Raw genomic sequence first — 20,492 nt, 5'->3', positions numbered from 1 at the left:
TAAAAAGCTATGAAAAACAATCTAGTTCATCTATTTTTTATTCTGGCCGTAGGTTTTATTTCTTCTTGTTCCGGAGGTAAAAAGTCGCTAGATTGGTTTGTATTTTCTCCTGATAACGATTTTTCCAAGCCCTCTTTGATCAATATGGAAAAATGGTTGGATGCCCCCGCCGGCAAATATGGTTTTGTTCAAATGAATGGCGAGAACCTGGCTTTTGAAAATGGTGTTCCGGTTAAGTTCTGGGGCGTCAATATTTGTAGCAATAAACCGTTCGTTGATAACGACAAGGCCGATAAATTTGTTGATATGTTGGCGTTTATGGGTGTAAATGGCGTCCGTTTTCACAAATTTACCTGGCAGGCTACGCATCCGGGGCATTCCACAATTCCCGATAGCTTGAAATTTTTGAAAATGGATTATTTTCAATACAAGCTAAAGAAAAGAGGAATTTACTATGGATGGTCACATATTTATGGGCATAGGGTTAAACCTAAAGATAGTTCTAGATTAATAGCATATGAAGAAATAGCGGATCTAAGTTATCCTTGGCACCATCTGAACGGTAGTACTTCTTCATTGGTCAATTTCGCAACAGACCTACAAGACCTAAATATTGAATTGACCGTAAATATGTTAAATAGGGTGAACCCATATACAGGCCTACGGTATGCCGACGACCCAGCATTGAGTTTTGTTGAATTTCAAAATGAAGATGATATTTTTTGGGCGGCAATAGAAAGGTCCCTAGAACAAGCCCCTACCTATAAAAAAATGCTCAGTAAACAATTTAGTCTTTGGTTAAAAGAAAAATATGGTACTGATGAAAGATTAAAGATAGCTTGGGGCAAAAAGTTGCCGCAAGATGAGTCAATTTCTAAAATGAACATATACCCAACTCCCAATCATGGGCAGTTTAGTTCAGAATACAAAACCTCTATAAACCCAAATAACGATGTACCTCAAGACGCGTTAGATAAGATGCGTTTTTTATATGAAACACAATTAAAATTTTACAAGCGTTTTGAGAAAGCTATCAGAAATACCGGGTATAAAGGGGTAATTGTGGGCAGCAACTGGCAGGCCGGATCGGGTATTTCCCATCTGTATAATTTGCATACAGATTATGCTGTAGGAATGATAGATCGGCACAATTACTTCGGGGGTGGAGCGGGCGAACATGTTCTGGACACGGGCAAGGTGAAAAATAAGGCTATAGTCTCTAACCCGGGATCGGGCCTATTGAGTGCTGGAATGCAGCAAGTGGCGGATAGACCTTTTGCCTTTTCCGAATGGATGAGCCTAATTCCAAATCAATATACTGCCGAGGCCTCCCCCATTATTGCAACCTATGGTATGGGTTTACAAGGGTGGGACGCCTCGTATTCTTTTGCGATGGATGGTTCTGAATATACCCCTACGATACAATCTAAACATGGGGTCTACAACGTTACCAGTCCGTTGCAGATGGGGCTTTATCCGGCACTGTCCCCCATGATCTATAGAGGTGATATTTCGGAAGCCCCGGTTATAGCCGAACGAAATGTGCATATGCCTTCCTTGACCGAAGGAAAATTAGGGTTCATTGAGCAAGTCGAGCAAGGTTATGACAACAAATTCTTTTCAAGTTCTATACCTTCAGAGTTACTTGCATTTGGTAAAATACCTATTGTTTTTACCGATGAATTTAAGAGTACCGAACCTTTTCCCATAAAGCAATTAGAGATGGGGCAAAAGAAAAGTATTACTTCGAGTACGAATGAACTTAAATGGGATTATTCTGAAAAGGGATATATTAGTATAAATACGCAAGGTACAAAGGGCATTATCGGATTTACCAATAACAAAACATTTCATTTGGGTGGATGGAAGTTAAGGACGGAAAATGAATTTGCGGTGATATACCTTACAAGTTTAGACCAATCAAAAGGAATCGATACATGCCGCCAAATTTTAATTACGGCTGTAGGCCGTGCCAGAAACACAGGTATGGAATATAATGAGGATGGGACCTATCTCAAGAAAAAGGGAACGGCGCCTATTGAAATGGAACCTTTGAAGTTCGAACTTTTTTCAGGAAGATATAGCGCAGCAACACTTAAACCTCTAGATCATATGGGTAGGTTGACTGAAAAGGAGATTCCCGTAGAAAATGGGCGACTGAAAATTGATGGTGAATACCATAAAACTATGTACTACTTATTGGAATACTAAATCATACGTCAACATATTTTTCATTTAACATTAAAACAGATAACCACTATTTATAATAAACAGATTTTAATCGGCAAACCATAGACTATGCTACGCGTTTTACTCGTTTTATTTTTTTCAGCTCTTTATCCCAACCAACCGATGTTCTCAGAAGTAGTACCTACTCAACTAACTTGTGAGTATATGAGAAACCCCACCGTGTTGGATGCGGAAAATCCGCGTTTGGCTTGGATATCGGTAGACCCAAAATATAGAAGAGGTCAAGCTCAGTTTGCCTATCAAATACGTGTGGCAAGTTCAGAAGAAAAATTAATTTCACCTGATTTATGGGATAGCGGAAAAGTAATCTCCCAAGAATCTATTGGGGTAAAGTACGGTGGAACAAAGCTACTTTCTCGGCAAGAATGCTGGTGGCAAGTAAGAGTATGGGATGTAGATGAAAAAGCTTCAAGTTGGAGTGAAATAGGTACATGGCGAATGGGTTTACTAAATGAAAATGATTGGCAAGCCAAATGGATAGGAGCCCCTTGGCAAACCGAGGAAGCATTGCCAAAACCTGCCGGTGGCCCTAATGGCATACCCAAAGATTTTGGTCCACCGGCACCCTTTCTAAGAAAGGGCTTTCACATAAACAAGCCAATATCCAAAGCAGTTGCCTACGTTACAGGCTTGGGATATTTTGAGTTTTATGCCAATGGTGAAAAAATTGGGAACGATGTATTGGTGCCCAACCAGACCAACTATGGCAAAAGACCGAATTTGTCGAAGTCATTAATTAATGTAGAAGATGATTTCCGTAAATACAAAGTCATGTATTTAGCCTATGATATTACCGATAACCTGCAAATAGGTGAAAATATAATAGGAAGTATTTTAGGAAATGGTTTTTATAATCCGGCTAAATTTTGGACCCAAGGTTATGGCAGTCCAAGATTTTTGGGACAGGTACACATTACTTACAAAGATGGGACCGAGGAAGTGATAGTTAGCGATGAATCATGGAAAATAGCCCAGGGCCCTATTCTTATGAACATGGTATATTATGGGGAAATTTATGATGCTAGAAAGAAAATTAAAGATTGGGCTAGTCCAAAATTAAAGGATTCGGTCTGGAAAAATGTGGTGCTCAGAAAGGCTCCGGAAGGAGAATTGGTCGCGCATTCTGCAAGTACCGATAAAGTAACAGAGCGTATTCAACCAGTGTCCATTGAAAAAGTTTCCGAAGGTAAATATAAAGTGGATTTTGGCGTAGAGATTTCAGGATGGGTAAAATTAAAAAATGTAAGAGGCCCGGCAGGTCATAAAATCGATATTGCGTTCAATGGAAACCTTTACTCTGGTGAAAATAGCTACATACTTAGTGGGCAAGGTAGAGAAACGTATACTCCACGTTTTAATTGGTTTGTATTCAGTGGCGTAGAAATAACCAATTGGCCAGGAGAGTTGAAAGCTGAAAATATAACCGCTGAAGCGGTAAACACGCTCATTGAAGAATCGGCAACCTTTGAAACTTCAAATCGGCTGCTAAATGATATCCATAAAATTTGGAGAAGAAGCCAGATAGACAATATGCATGGGGGAATAGTTAGTGATTGCCCGCATCGTGAACGCTCAGCATATACAGGAGATGGGCAAGTAGCCTGTTCAATGGTCATGCAAACGTACGATGCGAAAAATTTTTATAATAAGTGGATTCAAGATATTATAGAGGCCCAAAATGTGCATACGGGGTATGTACCCAATGCTGCGCCCTGGCAACCAGGCTGTGGCGGTGGGGTGGCATGGGGAGCAGCTGTTTCTATAATGCCATGGGAGTTCTATCTGCACTATGGGGATAGGGATTTGCTTGAAATGAGTTATGGACCGATGACAGAGTATATAAAATATATGAAAACATGGGTTAACGAAGATGGAGTCATGTATTCACAACGAAAGGGATCAAACGGAGAAGTACTAAAGTGGTTTAATTTAGGAGAATGGGAAGCTCCGGGTAAATTGTTGAGAGATGATTTGGTCCATACGTTTTATTTGTGGAGGTGCTTGGAAATTGCAATGAAAACCGCAGAAGTCTTAGGGAAAAAAGATGATTACCTCAAGTATAGGGGATTAGCGCAAGAAACACGAAATGCTTTCTACAAAGAATTTTATGATCCTGAAACAGGTACCTATGGCGATGGAGGGGGAAATATATTTGCACTTAAAATGGGGGTTCCTGAAGAACAGTACGTTACCGTTAAAAATTCTTTAATAAATAGTATAAAGAATAATGAAGGTCATTTGGATACCGGAATTTATGGCACTCGTTATTTCTTTGAGGTATTAGCGGAAAATGGCCTTAATGATTTAGCTTATGACGCTATAAATAAAATAGACGAGCCTAGTTATGGTTACTGGTTATCGTTAGGGGCCACAACAACTAGAGAGGCTTGGGACAATAGTGGGTCACACAATCATCCGATGTTTGGTGGCGGACTGGTTTGGATGTATCGTAATTTAGCAGGAATGAAAACAGACCCCAACACACCAGCCTACAGGCATATCGTTTTCAAGCCTCAAATCATAGATGATTTAGAATATGTGAGCTATACCAACAATACACCGTATGGAAGGGCTGGAATAAATTGGGAGAATAAACCAAGTGAATTTGAAATGAATATCACCGTACCTATTGGTTGCAAAGCAACCGTTTATGTGCCATTAGAGAAAAAGTCTACGGTGTTGGAAAATGATGAACTTCCCGATATAAAAAATGGAGTTGTTTTTTTACGCAAAACAGATAGTTATGCAGTCTACAGCGTAAAGAGTGGGGAATATAAGTTTAGTTCTAAAACAGAATGATACCGGAAGGAAAGTGTTCTTTAAACCTCTCAATTCTCTTTAAAGGAAATTATAAAGTTTACAATTCAAACAGAACATTATTTTTAGCTTTAGTCTTTTCTCTGTGGAAGCATAAAATCTTTGATCAATCTAGTAAGATTGATCAAAACACCTTAATGGAATAATAGTTAATAAACTCGACAGAATGAAATGAAGATATAAGAATAAAAATTCCCTGATAAAACATATAATTTCACCAGGGAAAAATCAAACTAACAAAATTATAGATATCTTAATTTAATAACCTGGGTTTTGCTTTACGTTAGGGTTTTGGTCAATTACATTTTGTGGAATTGGACTCATGTACTGCTTAGCCTCAAATTTGGCAGTGTACTTTACTTCTTCTTCTACGCTATAGACTAAAATACCAGAATTGTCAGAAGGAACTGAATTTCTAATGACCATGTTATGCCGTGGTACACCCATAGTTTCTTCTTGTTGTTGCCAACGCTTATTGTCCAAATACCTCTTATTCTCAAAGCAAAGTTCAACTCTTCGCTCCTTATGTATTGCATCGCGCATTTCCTCTTTGCTTAAACCAGTTTCCAAGTTCGGTAAACTAGACCTATTTCTAATACGATTGATAGCATCATAGACTGATTGATCCGGACCTACCGCTTCATTCTGAGCCTCTGCATAATTCAATAATACCTCTGCATACCTATAAAAAACGTCGTTCTGACCGCTGGCATCGCTTCCAGGGGCGGCATCCGGATTCAATCGCTTTTTTTGATAGTAACCAGAATCACCTGCATCGGTAGATCCTGCAAGATCAATTTGATTCGTATTATCGGGGTTCGCATACGTTTTGTCTATACGTGTATAGATAATATCTTCCTCTGGCATCCAATCCAACTTATAGGTTGCACCATCAAAGACTATAAAATCATAAAACCTCTTTTCTCTATTTACATAAGGATTCTGCGGGTCGTAACCAGATGTTGGGTCGGTGATATCCTTTCCATTATCCATTGAAAACTCATCTACTAATTCTTGCGTAGGGTTGTAGTTGCCCCAGGTCATGTACTGCCCTAAAACATAAGTAACCCCTCCTCGTCTTTCATAGTCCGTTCCCATTCCTCCAACATTGGCCACTATTTGTCTATCCCAAATTATTTCAGAATTATACTCATTTGAGGCTCTCCAAAGGTTGGGAAGATCACTGAATAAATCGTAAATGCCGCCAAACTCATCTATAAACTTCTTATTGGTGGCAGCTGCTTTTGCCCAACGTTCTGAATCAGCAGAGGCGAAATGCACAAAATTTTCGGGATCAGGAAGGTAAGTCTCACCGCTATTGAATAATGGACTAGCTGCGAAGAGCTCTATCCATCCTTTTAAAGCCAATGCAGCACCTAAAGTTGCACGCCCTGCATCAGCATTTCCATTTTCATATTTTATACTTAATGAATTGTTGATCATTATACTCTCTAATTCCTCTGTAATGAAATTGAATGTTTCTTCAAAAGTTGACCTTGGTGTAAGCAATTCATCCTCTGTCATGGTGTTACGGTCTAAGGGAACCGTTAAAATAGGCAGTCCACCCACATGCATAAAATACTCACTATAGAAATAGGCCCTTAAAAATCGAAGTTCATCTACTCGTTTATTGTAATATTCATCTGAGAAATTCTCCTTGTTCTCTTCAAGTTTCTGAAGACCGGTATTACATTTTCGCAGCTTTATAAAGAAAGATTCCCAAGTGTATCCGTTGGTGGGGCCATGAGTGCCTCCCCAAGGGTTATCAGTACTGGATCCTGGGGCTTGGGCAATACCTTGTCGCCAATTAGATGAAGTATAATAATGGCTTATATTATAATCATCGGAATAATAATCTAATTGCTCGGCCAGAGTTGAGACCCTAGGTATTTCACTATATACGTCATTTATAAAAATATCGGCATTAGCCTCTGACTGCCACTGTGTTTGATCGGTCAGTATTGATTTATTCTCATTTTCTAAAAATTCTTCACTATCGCACGAAAGGGCCACTACAGTCATCATTACAGACATGCCTATCGTCTTAATTTTATATATCAAAGGTTTCATATTTTTTGAAGTTTATGGTTAAAAGGAAACATCTATACCAAAGGCTAATGATTTCGATACAGGATAAGCCGTTTCGCGATCATCGTAACCCAATTCTGGATCAATAAAGTCAAGTTTACTGAATGTTAAAATATTTTGTCCTGTCAAATGAAATCTCAAGGAAGAGATTTTCAATTTTTCTGTCACACTTCTCGGAATTTCATAAGCAAGTACAGCTGTTTTGAGACGAAGATATCCCGTATCTACCATCCAAAAATCAGACGCTTGCGTATTATTTGAAGCAGGGGACGGTGTGGCTCTGGGGTATTTAGCCTGTTGATTTTCCAATGTCCATCGATTATTAAAATATTCATAAGATGTGTTGCTACCATTATTTTCAAAAGGGGATGTTAAGAAAGTTCTTATGTTAATATCAGAATTGGCGGATCCTTGAAAGAATAGTGATAGGTCAAAACCTTTATATCCAATATTTGTATTCAGACCATAGGTTGTAGAAGGATACACCGGGTTTCCGATCACTGTATTATCGTTGGCATCTATTTTTCCGTCGGGAACACCTTCTGGACCGCTTAAATCTGCATATTTTATATCTCCAGGATGTAACTCACCGAACTGTTCTACATTATAGCCATCAGTTGTATTTATGACACCATCTCCATTGATATCTTCAGCTGTGGTGAACAAGCCTAAAGATTTAAAGCCATAAGGTGTTCCAAACGGTCTCCCCACTCTTGTTCTATTGGGGTTTGCAGCTTGTGCATCTGATTGAAATACCTCAATCATATTATTCTCTGCATGGCTCATATTTGCGGTAATGGCTAAGCGCAGTCCGTTGTCCCAATCTTTCTGGGTGCCAATACTGAATTCAAAGCCGTTGTTATCCATTATACCCTTATTTTCTTGAGAAAGCAATAGGCCATATTCTGCCGGTAATGTAACCTGAGGCTGTAGTAACATACCTGTTCTGTCCTCATGAAAATAGTCAAATTCAATATTGATAAGACTATTCCACAGACTCAAATCAAAGCCAACATCAAGTTTGGTCGATATCTCCCAAGTAATATTTGGATTGGCCTCGTTCTGAACTCTAGATCCCTGTACCAATGCTCCATTGCCAAAGGCATACGCATTTCCTCTAAGATCATATCCGGCCAAATATTGAAAAGCGGCTAACTCTCCATTTATATAGGGTAAGTTGCCCGATTTTCCCCATGACCCCCTTAATTTTAAATTATTTACTATGGATTCTTGCATGAAATCTTCTTCGGAAACTCGCCAGGCTGCCGAAAAGGCCGGAAAATACCCCCATCTATTATCAGGGCCAAATGAATAGTGACCGTCGTATCTACCCGAAGCCTCTAAAATATATTTACTTTTATAGGTATAACCCAGCCTATAGACATACCCAAGTTCACTTGCCGTACCGGAAGAGCCTGCGTTGTCATAATCAAGTTTATTTGAGCTACCCAGACTAATCTCATCAATTTCCACTGCAAAATTATTTCTTCGTGTATTGAAGAAATCAGTTTTGGTTTCTCTGGCCTCTGCTACAAAAAGAGCGGATATACTATGGTCGCCAAATATTTGATCGTAATTGATGTACCCCTGGTAGGTGAAATTTTTTGACCTTCTATTTTCTACTTGTAACCAAGTGTATGGTTGTCCATTTCCTTCCTGAAGAGAAATAGCCTCCGTGTAGGTATAAGGCTCTTGAGATAAATCAATATTGTGATAAATAAAAGGAACGTGCCATAATTTATCATTATTGGTGGTAGGGTCATAGCTAAAAACACCTTTTACCTTTAATCCTGGTATAGGTAATTCTTGCTCTATGTATGCAGAACTTAATAAGGTATTGTCTTCATCTTTTCTATACCCATTGGAATTAAGTACTCCCAGAGGTGAGCTTGCCGATGATTCGCCCCATTTATCACCTTCAGGATATAATAAGGTTTGGGTTGGCACGAACTTATAGAAACTCCTCATAAGATGAGTTAATGACTCATCGGCATCTATCCCGTCGGTATCTTCGATAGAACCGTATAACGACATACCCGCTTTGGTTTTGCGTGCTACTTGAACGTCTAAGCTAAGGCTGTAATTATACCTCTCATAACCTATAGGTTTGAATATTCCTTTTTGACTAAAGTGCCCTACACTCGCGTGGTATTTTATAGCGTCTGACCCACCGCTCAATTGAATATTGTTATTTCTAACTTCTGCATTTTTCTTGAAAACATCCACAAAATTGGAATCTGGATACCTGTAAGGGTCTTGCAGGTTCAAACGAGGATAATTAGCTACTAGATCAGGGTCGTTCGGTGGAGTAGTGCCATTTGGGTTCAAATTGAAGTACCCCTCGTTTTGTAGGCTCATGTAGTCTTGTGAATTGAGCATTTCCGGCAAATATGTTGGGCTTTGAAAGCCATAAGAAGTGCTAAAGCTAACGATTGGTTTTCCTGCACTTCCTTTTTTGGTTGTAATCAAAATAACCCCATTGGCACCACCAATACCAAAGGGTGCGACCGCTGCGGCATCCTTCAGTACGGTAATAGTCTCTATGCTGTTTGGATCAATTTGACTGATATTGTCTCTACGTATGCCATCTACCACTATGAGAGGACTGTTGTTACCTGTACTGACAATCCCCCTAATATGTATATCCGGATTGTCTCCGCCTGGGCCACCGCCGTTTGGTCGCATACTCACCCCCGAGACCCTTCCTGCAAGGGATTGTGAAACATTCGCTACTGGAATTTCTGCGATTTCCTGCCCCTTCATAGTGCTAATGGCCCCGGTAACCGTTGTCTTTTTTTGACTACTATAGCCAAGAATAACGATTTCATCCAGGGCTGCAGCATCCGATTCCATTTTTACCTGAACACCGGACTTACCGGTCACATCTACTTCGATTTTCTTATATCCTATATAAGAAACCACTAGAGTATTGGATCCACTGGGCAGATTTATTTGAAAGTTTCCATCGAAGTCAGTCTGTGTCCCAATTGTAGTTCCTTTTACCAGAACATTTGCCCCAGGTAAAGGCTGGTCAATATCATCTCTCACAGTGCCAGAAATAGTTCTATCATTTTGTGAGTACCCGAAGGTGGATGCTAATATCAAGAAAATCACTAAAAAGTGTTTTCTTACATCAGAAAAAGGTGGTTTTGGTTGATTGAATTCCATATTCTAATTAAGTTTTTAGGTTATGTTTAACATTTTAGATGTGTTTTATAAATTCAGATTATTCTTACTCTAAAGAAAAATATGTAATTACCCATTTATCATTTCAGGTAAAAAACAATTGAGGTGTACAGATATCTTCTACATAAATTTTAAGATTTAATAAATGGTTTTCAAGTTAATATTAAGCTCAGAAATAAAGAATTGGTTAGTATGTGCTATAATTATTAGATTAATCGAAAAATAAAGACGCAAATATTTATAATAATTGAATTAAGAAAGTGGTGCATCAAACGAATGCTACTTTATTCTTAAAAATATTCAATAACGATTTTTTGCTTATTTCTGTTGGAACCCTATTGGACTTCCTACAAATGCACTTACAGGGGAATGAGTAATATTTTTATAAGTGTTAAATCTACACAAAATATTCATACTCAAAATGTTAAAAATGTTAAAATTTTAAATTGTTTAAATTATTTGGAGAGAATCGTATGGTATGGTTCGAAAAAGACGAACAGATTGTGTCAATCTGTCAATCATTAAGTAACCTCACGAACGGAACTTGTTTACCATATTCATAGTAACATCGTAACATCATGGAGTCATATAAATGTGCATTCAAAATGGAAAGTTATACAGTAAATCGCTGTATAAATCTTCTTTAGTATTCCGATTTTTGCCGAAACACTATAAGTTTATTTACTTTAAGGTGTTGTCATTGCGACATGTAGGTCATTATTTTCAAAAGCTCATTTAAATTAATGCTTGTAACGATTTCTATACGAATAAGTAAAATTGAGTGAAAGAATAAAAGTAAACGGCAAGATTAATACGTAGGTATGGCTTTATTGGAAAGGTGAAGGCTTGAGCAGAATGATTTTATGTTAGAAAATTGTTTTTAGACTGAGTTGGAACGTAGGACTATACCCAAAAAAAACCTTAAAATGAAAATTCGTTTATTCATAATTTCTAGTGATGCCCATTAGCTTGATGCCATTTATTCGACTACTTAATAAGTATATAGGAATTTGTAATATTTTTTAAGTCTCATCGAAATTGCTCTAATTGTTCCTTTCAAGTTCTATACGATTAAACTCGAAAATTTACTTTGTTATAGGGCGTTTGCTTCTTATTTTTGCGCCTTGACGAACAATTGAAACTGATAGATTATTTTAAATTTACTTTAATAGGGGAACACTTTACAATGTTTATCACGTAATATGCAAGTGGGGATTTTGTTACTGGGGTAGAAGCAAACTATTTAAAATTATTACCGAATGAATATCACTAAAAACAAATCTATTGGCAAAGAAATTGATTTGGGACTTAATTATTATCAAAAAGAGGATCAAGTACTAATTGCTACGGATTGTATAATTTTTGGTTTTAACGGTCAAAACTTAAAAATTTTACTGATAAAAAGAAACTTTGAGCCCGAAATAGGTAAATGGTCTTTAATAGGTGGTTTTCTTTCAAAGGATGAGAATTTGGATGAAGCAGCCGCTCGTGTGCTAAAAACTTTAACTGGATTAAATGATATTTACATGGAGCAGCTTTACGTTCACAGTAATATCGACAGAGATCCGGGTCAACGAACAATTTCTGTTTCTTATTATGCTTTAATTGATGTTGAATCACATAATTACGAAGGTATTCAGGTCGAAAGTGCTAAGTGGTTTGACTTGAAAAAAGCGCCAAAGCTTATTTTTGATCATGATGAAATGGTGAAAAAGGCTGTTTTACGACTTAGAAGAAGAGCTCTTACCAAACCAATCGGGTTTGATTTGCTACCTGAAAAATTTAGCATGAAACAATTGCAAAATTTGTATGAATCAATTCTTGATAAAAAAATCGATAAAAGAAATTTTATTAATAAGATAAATTCTTTAGATGTATTGAACAAATTAAACGAAAAAGATATGACTTCATCTAAAAAGGGGTCTTATTTGTTTCAATTTGACAGAAAGAAATATGAGAAAAAAGTAATAGAAGGTTTTAATTTTAAAATATAGCTTATTTTTTTTAAAATCCTTCGTTTTTCTCCTCGCTTTACCTCTCAACTATTCAAAAGGTGCGTGCTAGTCTAGGTTATTCCCATAACTATAAGACTGCGACCGGTTACAAGATTTTCTCCTAAGTTGTAAAATTTTTCTTGTCTCATTTTTCAATAATATGACCTTGCAACTTATGTGGTCTCCCTTTATTCCAATAAGCTGGCAAATCAATCTTTTGTAAGACAAAAATAGGCGATTTGTATTTTCATAATTTTCTAGGAATAAAATTATAATTTTTACGTGTTTTTATAACACTTAATTTTTATATTAGCGTCTGCTGGTTTATATGGGCTTGATAGAAGTATTCCCTCCCCGAGGTGATAGCTAACTATTGATTTTGTGATTATTGATGTTTATGGTATCTATGGTTTTATCAAAATCAAATCAATACAACTAGACTTTGAATTCTTTGTTTCGAAATATCTAATGCTATTTGAAAAAAATAAGAAATAATTGCTCATAGACAATGAGTAATGATTTCATAAACGTACTGATAGATTATACTAACTGACTAAATTTTTTTTTAATGCCAAGGAGATTCGTCTATATTTTATATGTTCTTTTTTTTTCATTAACCGTATGTTATTCACAAGAAAAACAAGACCTAAAACTATGGTATAACACCCCATCTGGTGATGTCTGGGAAAATGCCTTGCCCTTAGGCAACGGTAAAATTGGTGCTATGGTTTTTGGCAATGTTGAAAAGGAAATTATTGGGCTCAATGAGCATACCGTCTGGAGCGGTAGCCCTAACAGAAATGACAATCCTGATGCATTAGCGGCATTACCCCAAGTACGTCAATTAATTTTTGAAGGTAAATACAAGGCTGCCGAAAAACTGGCCAATGAAAAGATTATTACCAAAAAATCAAATGGCCAAATGTTTCAGCCTGTTGGTAATGTAGAGCTTACTTTTTCTGGTCATGAGAATTTTCAAGATTATCATCGAGAACTTGATATCGACCGTGCCCTAAGTAAAACATCGTATAAAGTTAATGGAGTTACTTACACAAGAGAATACTTCACCTCTTTGCCCAATAGGGTTTTGGTGATTAGAATAAGTGCCGATAAACCCGGCAGTATATCCTTTGAAGCTAATTTCACCTCACAACATGCCAATAACAAAATAGAAGTGAATAAGGAAGGCCAATTATCATTATGGGCGACCACAAGTACGCATGAAGGTGTGGAAGGAAAAGTAGACTTCAATGCACTCTTAGCGACGAAAACGGTCAATGGCAACACGGTTCAAACCGAACAGGGTATAAAAATAGAGAAGGTGGATGAAGCAATATTGTTCGTTTCTATTGCGTCCAATTTTGAAGATTACTTGAATTTAAATGCTGATGAGCGCAAACGGGCCAAAGAATTTTTGAATAAAGCATTAAATAAAGAGTATTTAGAACTTAAGTCCGAGCACATAAATGAATACCAAAAACTATTTCACAGGGTTGCCTTGGATTTAGGTTCCAGTAAAGCAGCGGAAAAACCAACCAATGAAAGATTGGCAAATTTTAGAAACACAGAAGACCCTTCTTTTGTGGCACTTTATTTTCATTATGGTAGGTATCTTTTAATCTCCTCCTCGCAACCGGGTGGACAACCTGCAAATCTCCAAGGTATTTGGAACGGTAGTATGAAACCGGCATGGGACAGTAAATACACCATAAATATTAATGCCGAAATGAACTATTGGCCTGCCGAGCGCACCAATCTTTCTGAGCTTCACGAACCATTTTTGAGCATGGTAAAGGACCTTTCGAGCACAGGCAGGGAAACGGCCAAAACCATGTATGGGGCACGAGGCTGGATGGCACATCACAATACCGATATATGGCGAATAACGGGGCCGATTGACGGGGCCTTTTGGGGTATTTGGAATGGTGGAGGCGCATGGGTAAGTCAGCACCTTTGGGAGCATTATCTTTATACTGGTGACAAGGCTTTCTTAAAATCCAACTTCGATATTCTAAAGGGAGCGGCCGAATTTTATGTTGATTTTTTGATAAAACACCCTTATTATCCCTATTTGGTAGTAGCGCCAGGTAACTCGCCCGAAAATGCACCGGAAGCTCATGAAGGTTCTTCGATTACAGCTGGCTCGACTATGGATAATCAGTTGGTTTTTGACGTTTTTAGCACAGCCATTCAGGCCTCCGAAGTTTTGGGCAATAATGATGCTTTCATTGATTCATTAAAGGTTTTAAAAAACCAATTACCCCCAATGCAAATTGGCAAACACAATCAGTTACAGGAATGGTTGGACGACGTTGATTCACCCGAAGACAATCACAGACATATTTCGCACCTTTATGGTCTTTTCCCCTCTAACCAGATTTCACCCTATAGAACACCTCAATTATTTGCTGCAGCAAAAAATACGCTCTTGCAACGGGGAGATGTATCCACAGGATGGAGTATGGGTTGGAAAGTGAATTGGTGGGCCAAGATGCAAGATGGTAACCATGCCTACAAGTTGATTACCGACCAGTTGACACCGGTGGGCGTCAATCGTGGTGGTGGCGGCACCTATAACAACCTATTCGACGCTCACCCGCCGTTCCAGATTGATGGGAATTTTGGGTGTACATCGGGTATTTCAGAAATGCTTTTACAAAGTTCAGATGAGGCTGTTCATTTGCTTCCTGCAGTACCTGATGCCCTACATACTGGGTATGTTGGTGGACTAACGGCAAGGGGTGGTTTCGAGCTCGTTGCCATGGAATGGAAAAACAAAGAATTGGTCGTTTTCACGATTAAGTCCAAACTTGGGGGCAATCTTCGTTTAAGGGTTCCCAACACTATAGAAGTAATAGGAAATAATACCTTGAAAAGAGGCGAAGGGGCGAACCCGAATCCATTTTTTAAAACCGCAAAGACCGCTGAGGCCTTAATTTCAAGTAAATCAACAATAAAGCCCTTGCAATTGGCAGAGACCTTTCTCTACGATATAGAAACCACGAAAGGCAGAACGTACACCTTTAAAATGAGTAAATGAAAATAGAGCTTCGCCACCTTTTTTATGCACTGTTTTTGACGAGTTTGCAAACGTCTTATTCGCAAGAATTGGTTGCAACCAATCCGTTGATATTTGCAGATGTTCCCGATATGTCAATGATAAGGGTGGGTGAGAACTACTATATGAGTAGTACTACAATGCATATGAGCCCAGGGGTGCCTATTATGAAATCGACCGATTTGGTCAATTGGCACCTTGTAAACTATGCGTATGACCGATTGGGAGAAAGCGACGCTATAAATTTAGAAAACCAAGAAACAGCTTATGGTAGGGGCTCGTGGGCAAGTTGTCTGCGCTATCATAATGGTAAGTATTATCTTTTTACGTTTTCTGCCACTACTGGAAAGACACATGTATTTATTACTGACGATATCGAAAATAGTTCTTGGCAAGAAAAGTCTTTTGAACCCGCATATCATGACTTGAGCGTATTTTTTGATAATGACGGAAAGACCTATATGATTTGGGGCAATGGCAGATTGATGATAGCCGAACTTGAAACAGACTTTTCTGGAGTCCTACCTGGAAGCGAAAAAGTTTTGTTAGAAAATGCCAGCGCACCAGCAGGTAATAATATAATGTTGGGGGCCGAGGGATCTCAACTTTTCAAGGTTGACGGAAAGTATTACTTATTCAATATTACTTGGCCCACAGACGGAATGAGAACAGTATTGGTCTATCGCTCAGATAAGATTACCGGACCTTACGAGGGCAAGGTAGCCCTACAAGACAGGGGCATTGCTCAAGGGGGGGTAATTGATACGCCAGATGGCCATTGGTACGCCTATTTATTTAGAGATTATGGTTCGGTGGGGCGCATTCCATATCTGGCACCGGTAACTTGGAAAGACGGTTGGCCAGTTATCGGTATAGACGTAAAAGTGCCAGACACCTTGGACTTACCTGGAAGCAAAGGATTATTAGGTATAGTTACCCCAGACGACTTCAATAGAAAAAAGGGAGACGAAACCCTACCGTTAGCATGGCAATGGAACCATAACCCAGAAAAGAAATTTTGGTCACTTAAAGACCGGCACGGATACCTACGACTTACTAACGGCAGGCTTGATAGCACTGTGGTCAAAACTAAAAACACCTTGACACAACGTACCATTGGGCCCAAATGTTCGGGCAGTACAGCTTTGGATATTTCCGAAATGAAAGAAGGAGACCGCGCAGGTTTGGTTCTTTTACAAAAAAATTACGGATGGGTAGGTGTATCAAAAGATGATGGGCAACACAAAATTATTATGGTCACGGGACAAGAGGATACAGGCGAAACAGTTGTAGCTTCATTGCCCCTTAATCAAGAGAAAATTTACCTAAAAGCCGAGTGTGACTTTACCGATAAAAAGGACGAAGCTTTATTTTACTACAGTCTAAACGGAAAAGACTGGTCAAAAATTGGCGGCACTCTTCATATGAGTTATACCCTACCACACTTTATGGGGTATCGTTTTGGACTATTCAATTATGCTACAAAAATAACAGGAGGCTTCATAGATTTTGATTTTTTCAAAATAGTCAACAATAAAACTCAATAACAACTAAAAACAAATTCGAATGAAAATTAAATTAATGGCGCTCGCCTTTACGTGTTGCGTAGTTGGGGCGGCCCAAAGTGATAGTAAAAAAATAAAAGAGGATTTCAAACCTTCTACGAAAAACCAACCGGGCAAGGAATATCCTCAAGTGAATTCTCAAGGCTATGCACGATTTAGAATTGAGGCACCTGCTGCGGACAGTGTTCGGGTCAGTTTAGGCTTGGGTGGCCGGGGAGGCACCAAATTGGAAAAAGGCGAAGATGGCTTTTGGATGGGTACTACCGAAGGGCCTATGGATGAAGGCTTTCATTACTACCACGTTGATGTAGATGGCGGTACTTTCAACGATCCTGGGGCCAAGAACTATTACGGATCAGTACGTTGGGAAAGTGGTATCGAAATTCCTGCCCACGATCAAGAGTTCTATGCGTTAAAAGATGTGCCACATGGTAAAGTGGAGCAAATTTTGTTTCCGTCACCGAGCACCAATACCTCTAGAAGGGCATTTGTATATACCCCCCCGGGCTATCATAAAGACCAGTCAAAAAGATACCCTGTGCTTTATCTACAACATGGTTGGGGCGAAGATGAAACCGCATGGAGCAACCAAGGTCACGCTAATTTGATTATGGACAATCTTATTGCCGAAGGTAAAACAAAGCCCTTTTTAATTGTGATGACCTATGGTATGACCAACGAAATCAAATTTGGTGGACTGAGAAATTTTGACATTAAACCTTTTCAAACGGTCTTGGTAGATGAGTTGATTCCTTACGTTGACCAGAATTTTAGAACAGTAGCCGATGAGAATCATCGTGCTATGGGAGGACTTTCAATGGGAGGTATGGAAACCAGAACCATTACTATGAACAAACCTGGAGTTTTTTCTCACTATGCTTTGTTAAGTGGTGGTGTGTATAGTCCTGATGATATCAAAAAAGAGGATGTTAAGTTGGTTTTCTTGAGCTGTGGAAGCAAAGAAAGTCCAGAAAGAATAAAAGAATCCGTAGCAGCTTTAAAGAGTGCTGGTTACAACGCTGTTGGATATATTTCGGAAGGCACGGCCCACGAATTTCAAACATGGAGACGTAGTCTGTATGAGTTGGCCCCACTTCTATTTTAATAGAACGATCTTAAGATGAAGAATCTATTAGCAATTGGGGTAATCTTCTTGATGGGCTTCATTGGTTTTGCACAGGTAAATCCTGTTGAAGACTTTAAGCCTTCAGAAACCAATCAACCCGGTAGAGAATACCCCAAAGTTAATTCAGAAGGTAGGGTGCGGGCCAGTATATCGGCTCCAGAAGCCCAAAAAGTACAGTTGGATATTGGTGGAGTCCAATATGAGATGACCAAAAACACCAATGGGTTTTGGGTAGGAGAGTCAGCTCCACAAGATGAAGGTTTTCATTATTACCAATTGAACGTAGACGGTGCCTTGGTTCCCGATCCGGGCACGAAGTATTATTATGGCGCTGGCCGCTGGGGAAGCGGTATAGAAATACCGGCATCTGATAGCGAAAAATTTGAACTGAAAGATGTTCCACATGGTACCGTATCTGAAAAGCTTTATTTCTCAAATATTACCCAAGCGTGGCGAAGGTGTTTTGTCTACACTCCGCCCGACTACGGTAAAGCTGATGGTACCCGATATCCGGTATTGTACCTTCAACACGGCAGTTTTGAAGATCAAACTGGGTGGGCGTCTCAAGGCAAGGCCAACCTTACTCTAGATAACCTGATAGCTTCGAAAAAAGCGGTGCCCATGATTATTGTAATGGATAATGGGTACGCCTATCGACCTGAAGATGTAAATAAAGGAGGCAGGCCACCATCTGCTTTTGAGGAGGTCTTGGTCAATGAGGTGATTCCTATGATTGATGAAGCGTACCGTACGAAATCAGATAGGGAGAACAGAGCCATTGCAGGGCTCTCGATGGGAGCGAACCAGACCATGCGTATTCTTATGAACCATTTAGACAAGTTCGCTTTTTATGGTGGTTTTAGCGGAACTTCGAATTATCCCAAAAGCGATAAAATAGATACAAAAACGTTTTTAAACGGAGCTTTTGATGATGGTAACGCCATAGATGAAAAAATAAAGGTGTTTTGGTTAGGCCTTGGCACTAAAGAACCCGACCCTTTTCCAGAATCTGTTGGCGCGTTTAGACAAATGTTGAATGACCAAGATATTCAACACGTTTACTACGAATCTGATGGAACGGCACACGAGTGGTTGACTTGGAGAAGAAGCCTTTATGAATATGCTCAATTACTTTTCAAAAATTAATCCAACCCAATTAAGGGTCAAAAATATTAAGATATGTATTCCATCCGATTAAATACCATACCATTTGCCTTTGCCTTGCTGTTAGGGGCAGCTTTTTGTTTTGGTCAGCAGGCCAATGTAAACCTAGAATATAATCCTCAAAAAGATACTGAAGGGCTCACACCTTTTAGTGCAGCGGTTAACTCACCCGAAGTGCACGACGATCAAACAGTTACTTTTCGTGTAAAGGCTCCCGATGCAAAAAATGTGGAGTTGAATCCCGGTGCCATTAATACTGCTTTGGGAAAAGGCTGAGAGGCAATACCCTTCACCAAAGGTGATGATGGGGTCTGGTCCTTGACCATTGGCCCACTTCCTGTAGACATGTATTCGTATCATTTTAGGATAGACGGTGCACAAATAGCCGACCCCAACAATACCCAAGCGGCTTTTACCGCCATGCCGCCGTACAGCAATTTGGTTATTCATGGTGATGGACCTTCGTATTACGATGCAAAGAACGTACCGCACGGCAACGTTACCCGTCACGTGTACCACTCTGATGTGACCAATGGTGAACGAGAACTTTATGTTTATACCCCACCCGGTTACGATGCAGCTAAAGAATATCCTGTATTGTACCTATTAGGCGGTAGTGGTGAATTGCCATCAAATTGGGTGTACGATGGTCGTGCGAACTTTATTATGGACAATCTTTTGGCAGAGGGTAAGGCCAAACCAATGATCATTGCTATACCCAACAATCAGATCATCCATAGAAATCATCCTGAGCATGCGCAATTGACCTTTGATATTTTCGAAAAGGAGCTAAGAAACCATATCATTCCAGTAGTTGATGAGAGTTACAGTACGATAAAATCCCCTAAAGGAAGAGCCATTTCCGGATTGTCAATGGGTGGTCGGCACAGTATGTTCATTGGGTTTAGGTCTTTGGACATCTTTGCCAATTTTGGTATTCTGAGTGCCGGTGATACAAAACCGGAAGAAACCCTATCACATTTCTTGAACGACCCTAAGGTTAATGATAAGGTCGATTATCTTTTTGTTGGTCAAGGAACCAAGGAAGCAGAAGGTTTTTTCAACGCAAGGGTTCAAGGCCTTGTTGAGGCATTAAAAAAACATAATATAGAACACGAATATTACGAGGGCGGCAAAGGCGGACACGATTGGTCTACATGGCGACATCTTTTATATTACAGGTTCTTGCCGAACCTTTGGAAAAACAACTAAAAACAAATTCTCAATTCAAATAATCTCTATCA

At 39.1% G+C, this 20,492-nt stretch carries 11 protein-coding genes; 9 read left to right on the top strand and 2 right to left on the bottom strand.

The features are described from left to right. The first annotated feature begins 9 nt into the window (after nt 1-9). Nucleotides 10-2,211 carry a beta-galactosidase gene (locus tag IL355_RS10930; RefSeq protein WP_192462168.1) on the top strand — a complete coding sequence of 734 codons (2,202 nt, stop codon included), beginning with the start codon at nt 10-12 and terminating at the stop codon, nt 2,209-2,211. An 87-nt stretch (nt 2,212-2,298) separates the two neighbouring features. After that, nucleotides 2,299-5,049 carry a family 78 glycoside hydrolase catalytic domain gene (locus IL355_RS10925; RefSeq protein ID WP_192462167.1) on the top strand — a complete coding sequence of 917 codons (2,751 nt, stop codon included), beginning with the start codon at nt 2,299-2,301 and terminating at the stop codon, nt 5,047-5,049. A gap of 276 nt (nt 5,050-5,325) precedes the next feature. Here the strand turns inward: IL355_RS10925 and IL355_RS10920 are convergent, their stop codons facing one another. Next, nucleotides 5,326-7,137 carry a RagB/SusD family nutrient uptake outer membrane protein gene (locus tag IL355_RS10920; RefSeq protein ID WP_192462166.1) on the bottom strand — a complete coding sequence of 604 codons (1,812 nt, stop codon included), beginning with the start codon at nt 7,135-7,137 and terminating at the stop codon, nt 5,326-5,328. An 18-nt stretch (nt 7,138-7,155) separates the two neighbouring features. Next, on the bottom strand, nt 7,156-10,323 hold the full coding sequence (locus IL355_RS10915) for a SusC/RagA family TonB-linked outer membrane protein (protein ID WP_192462165.1): 3,168 nt from the start codon (nt 10,321-10,323) through the stop codon (nt 7,156-7,158). 1,277 nt (nt 10,324-11,600) lie between these two features. On the opposite strand from IL355_RS10915, the gene IL355_RS10910 reads away from it, so the two are divergent. The 7 genes from IL355_RS10910 (at nt 11,601) to IL355_RS10885 (ending at nt 20,460) form a co-directional block, all read left to right on the top strand. Then, nucleotides 11,601-12,335 (top strand): NUDIX hydrolase, encoded by a 735-nt coding sequence (locus IL355_RS10910; RefSeq protein ID WP_192462164.1) that lies wholly within the window; start codon nt 11,601-11,603, stop codon nt 12,333-12,335. A gap of 568 nt (nt 12,336-12,903) precedes the next feature. Then, nucleotides 12,904-15,375, top strand: a complete 2,472-nt coding sequence (locus tag IL355_RS10905; protein ID WP_192462163.1) for a glycoside hydrolase family 95 protein — start codon at nt 12,904-12,906, stop codon at nt 15,373-15,375. Next, nucleotides 15,372-16,940: a glycoside hydrolase family 43 protein gene (locus IL355_RS10900; RefSeq protein WP_192462162.1), complete on the top strand. Its 1,569-nt coding sequence runs from the start codon at nt 15,372-15,374 to the stop codon at nt 16,938-16,940. The genes IL355_RS10905 and IL355_RS10900 overlap by 4 nt, the downstream gene beginning before the upstream one ends. A gap of 19 nt (nt 16,941-16,959) precedes the next feature. Further along, the gene (locus tag IL355_RS10895; RefSeq protein WP_192462161.1) at nt 16,960-18,063 is read left to right on the top strand and encodes an alpha/beta hydrolase-fold protein; all 1,104 of its coding nucleotides are present in this window, start codon (nt 16,960-16,962) and stop codon (nt 18,061-18,063) included. Between the two features lie 15 nt (nt 18,064-18,078). After that, complete coding sequence (locus tag IL355_RS10890) at nt 18,079-19,230, top strand: alpha/beta hydrolase-fold protein (RefSeq protein WP_192462160.1); 1,152 nt, start codon at nt 18,079-18,081, stop codon at nt 19,228-19,230. 33 nt (nt 19,231-19,263) lie between these two features. After that, nucleotides 19,264-19,524, top strand: coding sequence for a hypothetical protein (locus IL355_RS19205; protein ID WP_225621205.1), 261 nt, complete (start codon nt 19,264-19,266; stop codon nt 19,522-19,524). Between the two features lie 69 nt (nt 19,525-19,593). After that, entirely contained in the window at nt 19,594-20,460 is an 867-nt protein-coding gene (locus tag IL355_RS10885) for an alpha/beta hydrolase-fold protein (protein ID WP_225621204.1), read from the top strand. Nucleotides 20,461-20,492: the final 32 nt, after the last annotated feature.

It is taken from the genome of Euzebyella saccharophila, from assembly GCF_014855495.1.
In the GTDB taxonomy this organism is placed as follows: domain Bacteria; phylum Bacteroidota; class Bacteroidia; order Flavobacteriales; family Flavobacteriaceae; genus Euzebyella; species Euzebyella saccharophila.
This window is presented reverse-complemented; position numbering and strand designations above follow the sequence as displayed.

Bases quoted from the DNA above. Each gene is read 5' to 3' on its own strand.
- IL355_RS10930 (WP_192462168.1), top strand. From the start codon at position 10: ATGAAAAACAATCTAGTTCATCTATTTTTTATTCTGGCCGTAGGTTTT.
- IL355_RS10910 (WP_192462164.1), top strand. From the start codon at position 11,601: ATGAATATCACTAAAAACAAATCTATTGGCAAAGAAATTGATTTGGGA.
- IL355_RS10900 (WP_192462162.1), top strand. From the start codon at position 15,372: ATGAAAATAGAGCTTCGCCACCTTTTTTATGCACTGTTTTTGACGAGT.
- IL355_RS10920 (WP_192462166.1), bottom strand. From the start codon at position 7,137: ATGAAACCTTTGATATATAAAATTAAGACGATAGGCATGTCTGTAATG.
- IL355_RS10915 (WP_192462165.1), bottom strand. From the start codon at position 10,323: ATGGAATTCAATCAACCAAAACCACCTTTTTCTGATGTAAGAAAACAC.
- IL355_RS10890 (WP_192462160.1), top strand. From the start codon at position 18,079: ATGAAGAATCTATTAGCAATTGGGGTAATCTTCTTGATGGGCTTCATT.
- IL355_RS19205 (WP_225621205.1), top strand. From the start codon at position 19,264: ATGTATTCCATCCGATTAAATACCATACCATTTGCCTTTGCCTTGCTG.
- IL355_RS10885 (WP_225621204.1), top strand. From the start codon at position 19,594: ATGTATTCGTATCATTTTAGGATAGACGGTGCACAAATAGCCGACCCC.
- IL355_RS10895 (WP_192462161.1), top strand. From the start codon at position 16,960: ATGAAAATTAAATTAATGGCGCTCGCCTTTACGTGTTGCGTAGTTGGG.
- IL355_RS10925 (WP_192462167.1), top strand. From the start codon at position 2,299: ATGCTACGCGTTTTACTCGTTTTATTTTTTTCAGCTCTTTATCCCAAC.
- IL355_RS10905 (WP_192462163.1), top strand. From the start codon at position 12,904: ATGCCAAGGAGATTCGTCTATATTTTATATGTTCTTTTTTTTTCATTA.